At 62.6% G+C, this 2,829-nt stretch carries 4 protein-coding genes; all 4 read left to right on the top strand.

Going from position 1 to position 2,829, the window contains the following annotated elements:
- Positions 1 to 54: 54 nt before the first annotated feature.
- Entirely contained in the window at positions 55 to 483 is a 429-nt protein-coding gene (gene tnpA / locus PARHAE_RS00030; RefSeq protein ID WP_206436822.1) for an IS66-like element accessory protein TnpA, read from the top strand.
- Positions 480 to 827 (top strand): IS66 family insertion sequence element accessory protein TnpB, encoded by a 348-nt coding sequence (gene tnpB / locus PARHAE_RS00025; protein WP_126152564.1) that lies wholly within the window; start codon positions 480 to 482, stop codon positions 825 to 827. The genes tnpA and tnpB overlap by 4 nt, the downstream gene beginning before the upstream one ends.
- A 62-nt stretch (positions 828 to 889) precedes the next feature.
- The gene (gene tnpC / locus PARHAE_RS00020) at positions 890 to 2,518 is read left to right on the top strand and encodes an IS66 family transposase (protein ID WP_126152563.1); all 1,629 of its coding nucleotides are present in this window, start codon (positions 890 to 892) and stop codon (positions 2,516 to 2,518) included.
- Positions 2,473 to 2,814 (top strand): hypothetical protein, encoded by a 342-nt coding sequence (locus PARHAE_RS00015; RefSeq protein WP_240544743.1) that lies wholly within the window; start codon positions 2,473 to 2,475, stop codon positions 2,812 to 2,814. The genes tnpC and PARHAE_RS00015 overlap by 46 nt, the downstream gene beginning before the upstream one ends.
- Positions 2,815 to 2,829: the final 15 nt, after the last annotated feature.

The following is a 2,829-nucleotide window of genomic DNA, read 5'->3' as shown; positions in this document are numbered from 1 at the left end:
GTAACCGCCCGGTTGCCACCGCCTGCCTGAGCGTGGGGTGATCGGCTAAGACACGTGCATAGCGACGTCGTTAACGACGTATCTTATGCGGGGCTTTCGATGCGTGGTGACATTCTGGGTCTGGAACGGCGTCGTCGCTGGAGCGACGAGGAGAAGCTCGGGATCGTGCTGTCGGTGGGGGTGGCGGGCGCGACGGTGACGCAGGTGGCGCAGCGCCACGAGGTAACCCGACAGCAGCTTTATGCCTGGCGGCATGAGCTGAAGAAGAAGGGGCTGCTTTCCCCGCTTCCGGAGACTGTGTTCTTGCCTGTGGAGTTGAGCGCGCCCGCCGAATTGGCGGTGCCTTCCTTGGCTGAAGATTTGACGCCGCAACGCCCCGCCCTGATTGAGCTTCAGCTGGCCAATGGCCGGTGCCTGCGCTTTGACCCGATGCTGGACACGACCACGCTGACGCGGTTGATCCGGGTGGTGGAGGCGGCATGATCGGGCCCGGCACCGGTGTCCGGGTTTATCTGGCCTGCGGGGTGACCGACATGCGCAAGGGCATCGAGGGTTTGGCGGCGCTTGCGCAGGATCAGTTGCGCCAGAAGCCGGCAGGCGGTGCGGTGTTTGCATTCCGCGGTCGGCGTGGCGACAGATTGAAGCTTTTGTATTGGGACGGTCAGGGCTTCTGCCTTTACTACAAAGTGCTGGAACGCGGCCGCTTTCCCTGGCCGGCGGGCGGCGATGGCGCGGTTCGTTTAACCTCGGCACAGTTGGCCATGCTGTGGGAGGGAATCGACTGGAGGCGGCCGGATTGGGGTGTGCCGCCAGCCCGCGTGGGGTGAATTAGCCGCTTGAATACCTTTGTTTTTGTAGTGTCTAGGCCTGACTTGTGGTAGTCGGGTTCATGTCGGATTTGACCGAGCCTCTTCCTGATGAACCTGCGCTTTTGAAGGCGCTGATCGCTGCTTTGCAGGCAGAGAACGCGAAGATCTCAGCCACGCTGCGGGCCCACGACCAACTGATCCAAACGCTTCGACTGCGCATCGCCAAGCTGAAGAAGCAGGTGTTCGGCCAGTCTTCGGAAAAGATCGAGCGCGAGATCGAACAGCTGGAACTGGCCCTCGAGGATTTGCTGATCGCGACCGCCGAAAGCGAGACCGGTGCGGCGGATGATGGTCAAGACGACAACGTGTCCGAACCCTCTGCCGGCGGTGATGCCGCTGATCGCCCGTCACGCCGTCGGCCCCGGGTCTCAGACGGCACGCCACGCGAGCGGCAGGAGCTTGATCCCGGCAGTTGCTGTCCCGATTGCGGTGGTGATCTGCACGTGGTGGGCGAAGATGTCAGCGAGATGCTGGATCTGATCTCGGCGCAGTTGAAGGTCGTGCAGATCGCCCGGCTCAAGAAGTCCTGCCGCCGCTGCGAACGAATGGTGCAGTTGCCCGCGCCCAGCCGACCGATCCCGGGCAGCATGGCCGGTGCTGGCCTGCTGGCCCACATCCTTGTCGCCAAATTTGACGACCATCTTCCGCTTTATCGCCAGAACGAGATCTTCGCTCGGATGGGTGCGGACATTCCCGACAGCACGCTGGTCGACTGGTGCGGCCGCGCCATGAAGGTGCTGCAGCCTCTCATCGATCGGATCGATGCCGTGGTGATGGCCAGCGACCTTTTGCATGCGGATGACACCTCGATCCGAGTTCTGGATCGTTCACTTCGCGACAAGGGTCTGGGCAAGGGCGTGAAGAAGGGCCGGATCTGGGCCTATGTGCGGGATCAGCGCCCTTGGGCGGGGGCCGCCCCGCCAGGCGTGACCTACCGGTTTGCTCCAGATTGGAAGGAAGGACATGTTCTCAAACACCTCGGCCAATCCAGCGGCATCCTGCAGGCTGATGCCTACAAGGGCTATGCCAAGCTCTACGATCCCGGAGCAGACGGCGCGGCCCGCTTCCGCGAAGCCGCATGCTGGGCTCATCTGCGGCGAGACTTCCATGATGCCTGGACCCTGACCAAATCCGAGATTGCGCGAGAAGCGCTTGACCGGATCGGTGCGCTTTACGACATCGAGCGCAACATATCGGGCCAGTCGGCCGATGTTCGTCTGGCCGCACGCCGGGCTCACACTAGGCCAAAGGTCGAGGCGTTCCGGGTCTGGGCCGAGCAGCAACTGACCCGCATTCCCGGCAAGAGCGACTTGGCCAAGGCCTTCCGCTATGCTCTCAGCCGCTGGCGCTCATTCTGCCTGTTCCTCGAAGACGGCCGGGTGGCGATCGACAACAATCCGGCCGAGCGAGCCCTGCGCCCGATTGGACTCGGAAGAAAAAATTGGCTCTTCGCGGGGGCCGATACCGGCGCCGAAACACTGGCCCGCGCCATGACGCTCATTGAAACCGCCAAGATGAACGGCCTCGACCCGCAGACCTATCTGGCCGACATCCTGGGCCGCATCCACGACCACAAGATCAATCGGCTTGACGACCTGCTGCCATGGAACTGGTCATCGCGGGCCGCCCCGCAGGCCGAGGCCGCCTGATGGCAACCGTCACTCACATCTGCACCCTCGACTACGTCGCCAAGATGCTGGGCGAAGATCCGGAGCTTCTGGAAGCCATTGTCTACAACGATGACAATCTGACCTATGGCTCCATCATCAGCGTCTACACCGGGCCGGACGAGGCCATCACGGCCCTGACCGACGACGGCATCGACGAACTTACGGACATGCTCAGAGACGCGCGCCTCACAGCAGAAACCTGGCACCAGTTCCTCGACGACTTCGTTAGCGATCCTGAACTCGCGCAACGCTTCAAGGCTCAACCGCCGCGGTAACAATCGGCCGGTTAC

Origin of the sequence: Paracoccus haematequi, assembly GCF_900631945.1 — a bacterium.
Taxonomy (GTDB): domain Bacteria; phylum Pseudomonadota; class Alphaproteobacteria; order Rhodobacterales; family Rhodobacteraceae; genus Paracoccus; species Paracoccus haematequi_A.
The sequence above is the reverse complement of the archived record's forward strand: the minus strand, read 5'-3'. Positions and strand labels throughout refer to the sequence as shown.